4 protein-coding genes are annotated in these 3,012 nt (G+C 72.9%); 2 read left to right on the plus strand and 2 right to left on the minus strand.

Annotated features, from left to right (window positions below; genetic code table 11):
* The coding region (locus ABZ646_RS43850) for a TetR/AcrR family transcriptional regulator (protein WP_360532602.1) at window positions 1-627 on the minus strand (627 nt) is incomplete at its 3' end.
* A gap of 147 nt (window positions 628-774) precedes the next feature.
* Here ABZ646_RS43850 and ABZ646_RS43855 point away from each other — a divergent pair.
* Together ABZ646_RS43855 and ABZ646_RS43860 are read left to right on the plus strand one after the other, a co-directional pair.
* Complete coding sequence (locus tag ABZ646_RS43855; RefSeq protein ID WP_360532605.1) at window positions 775-1,608, plus strand: phosphatase PAP2 family protein; 834 nt, start codon at window positions 775-777, stop codon at window positions 1,606-1,608.
* A complete protein-coding gene (locus ABZ646_RS43860) occupies window positions 1,605-2,567 on the plus strand; it encodes a hypothetical protein (RefSeq protein ID WP_360532608.1) in 963 nt (320 codons plus the stop codon). Before ABZ646_RS43855 ends, ABZ646_RS43860 begins: the two co-directional genes overlap by 4 nt.
* Before the next feature lie 33 nt (window positions 2,568-2,600).
* On the opposite strand, the gene ABZ646_RS43865 is transcribed toward ABZ646_RS43860, so the two are convergent.
* Window positions 2,601-3,012 (minus strand): phospholipase domain-containing protein (locus ABZ646_RS43865; protein WP_360532611.1); only part of this gene is annotated, 412 nt, incomplete at its 5' end.

Consider the following 3,012-nt stretch of genomic DNA (forward strand, 5'->3'; position numbering starts at 1 on the left):
GGTGGCCGACTCCTGGCGGCGGCGGGTGGGCTTCCGGACCGTGGAGCTGGACCGGCGGCCCGACGGGCACGGCACCGGGTTCACGTTCGCGGTCACCGGGCGGATGCGCAGGACGCCGAACATCATGGCGGGGACGTACTCGAGGGCGGGATGTCCGGCGGGCACCTCGCCGCGCTCGACACCGCGCCGCAGGATGTCCGCGAGGGCGCACATCTCGGGGTCGACCAGTGCCTCGCGCAGCGCCAGGGCCAGCTCGGGGTCCGAGGTCACCGCGTGCCCGAGCGCCTGGAGCAGCTTGGTGTCCTTGCGTGACCAGTCCCCCGCCGCGACGGCGACCTGACGCAGGTCTCCGGCGAGGGTACCGGTGTCGATCCCGACGAAGCGCACCTTGCGGTTGGCGCGCAGCGCGGCCGCGACGAACAGCGGCTTGTTCTTCCACTGCCGGTAGAGCGTGGACTTGCTGCACCGGGTGCTGGCGGCGACGCCCTCCATGGTCACGGAGTCGTAGCCGCACTCGCGGATCTGTTCGAGCACGGCGTCGAAGAACTCCCGCTCACGCTCCGGCGTGATCTTGGAGCGGCGCGAGGCGGCGACCGTGTCCGGTCCGTCCGCGGCCTGCGACGTCATGCGCTCTTCTCCTCGCTCTTCGGATACCTACAACCAGTGTGTCCCACGTCTATCGATACGCCACTGTACCGGTACTCTGTCGTATCGGTACAGTGGCGTATCGGTACGCTTTCGTATCGATGAGTATCGGCAGTGAGGGGGCCTGGGATGAGATCCCAGTCCAAGAGGGCAGAACCGGAGCCGGGGGCGATAGCCCGGCCGCCGCTCGTCCGTGAGTTCCTACTGGTCGCGGGACTCTTCCTCGTCTATAAGTTCGGGCGGCAACTGGCCACCGGCCACACCGCCGAGGCCCTGCACAACGCCCACCGGATCTGGGACCTGGAACGGACGCTGCACCTGCCCTCGGAGGTCGACGTGCAGTCCGCGCTGCTGCACGGCGACACCCTCGTACACCTCGCCAACACCTACTACGCGACGGTTCATTTCCCGGCCACCCTGGCCTTCCTGGTCTGGCTCTACCTGCGGCGTCCCGCGCACTACGTCTGGGCCCGCCGGGTCCTCGCCGTGGTCACCGCGGCCGCGCTGGTGCTGCCCTTCACGTTCCCGCTGGCGCCGCCCCGGATGCTGGCCGCGACCGGCCTCGTCGACACCGCCCGCGTCTACGGCCCCTCCGTCTACGGCCCGCCCGCCCGCGACCACCTCTCCAACCAGTTCGCGGCGATGCCCTCGCTGCACTTCGGCTGGGCCCTGATGGTGGCGATCGGTCTGATCGTCGCGACCGGGTCCCGGTGGCGCTGGCTGTGGCTGCTGCACCCGGCGACCACCCTCCTCGTGATCGTGGGCACCGCGAACCACTACTGGCTGGACTCGGTCGTCGCGACCGCCATGCTCGGCGCGGCCCTCGCCCTGATCCGCCCCGGGACGTCGGCCGGGGGGACACCCGCCCCGCTCCGCCCGTCGCACCGCACGGCCACCCCGGCCGGCCGCGGCACCCGCACCCTCGTACCGGAAGAGCCCCTGCCGGCGGGGGCGGCCCGATGAGCACCGCAGCCGTCGTCGCCATCGCCCTCTCCCTGGTCTCCGCGGTCGCCTACGCGGCCGCCGCCGTCGCCCAGGAACGCCTCGCCTCGAAGACCGCCGGAGCGGGTCTGCCGCGGCTGCTCGGCTCCGGCGCCTGGTGGGCCGCCGTCGGCCTGAACGCGGGCGCCGCCCTGCTCCACGTCGTCGCCCTCAAGTACGGTCCGCTCACCCTCGTACAGCCGCTGGGCGCGCTCACCCTGGTCGCGGCCGTGCCGATGGGGGCGCGGGTGGCGGGCCGCCGCGTCAGCGCCACGGAGTGGCGGGGTACCGCCCTCACCCTGGTGGGGCTCGGCGCCCTGCTCGTCACGGCCTCCGGCCCCGCGCCCCACCAGGTGCTGAGCCTCACCGAGGCCGTCACGGTGGCCGGTACGACGGCCGCCCTGATCGGCGTCCTGTCCCGCCCCGGCACCCGCCCCGGCCTGCGCCACGCCACCGCGTCCGGTTTCGCCTCGGGCGTCGCCTCGGCCCTCACCCAGACGGTGACGGTGGCCGCGACGGACCGCTCGGGCCCGTTGCTGAGCGCCGAGGTGATCGTGGTGGCCGTGCTGGTGGCCGCGTTCGCGGTGGGCGGCCTGCTCCTCTCCCAGACGGCCTACCGAGGCGGCCTGGGCGCCCCCCTGGCGGTGGTCACCCTGTCCAACCCGATGGCGGCGGCGGCGATCGGCCTGACCCTGCTGGGCCAGGGCCTGCAGGGTGGCGCGGCGGGCATCCTGCTGGCCCTGGCGGGCGCGGCCCTTGCCTGCTGGGGCGTGGTCCTGCTCACCCGGGTGACACCGGCGAGCCCGGTCGTCGCACCGGACGAACAGCACCCGGTGGCGGCGGTACTGGCCCTGGAGGAGGCGAGGAGAGCAGCGGAACAGGCCCTGCTCCCCCAGCTTCCCCAACAGAAACAGGAGCCAGGACACCTCACGGCACTGTGAGACATCACTCGCCGAAGCGCCCCGAAGGGCGCATCACTCAGTGATGATCGCCGGGTCGCTCACCCCGGGCCTCCCGTTCTCGACATGCCCGGCCAACCGCCGCAGGAACGTCCTGTCGGCGTCGGAGGTGACGGTCACGTCGTACCAGCGGTGGCTGTGCGCGAGGCCGACGACGTGCCGCACGGTCGCCCCCGCACGCACCGTGACCGTGCACGGCCTGCCCCCGTACCCGTCGGTCAGCTTCAGCCGCACGGTCCCGGCCCCCTTGTTGGTGAGGGTCAGCTCGATGTCGTCGCCGTGCGGCCGCGCGGTCACCTCGGGACCCGCCGCCTTCCCCGGCCCCCGGAAGGTGCGCAGGAAGCCGTTCGGGCCGTGCACGGTCAGGTCGTACGAACCGCCCGAGTAGACCGAGTTCCAGGTGTCGGAGACCGACTTTCCGGCCTCG

The sequence above is a fragment of the Streptomyces sp. NPDC007162 genome, assembly GCF_040634175.1.
Lineage (GTDB): Bacteria > Actinomycetota > Actinomycetes > Streptomycetales > Streptomycetaceae > Streptomyces.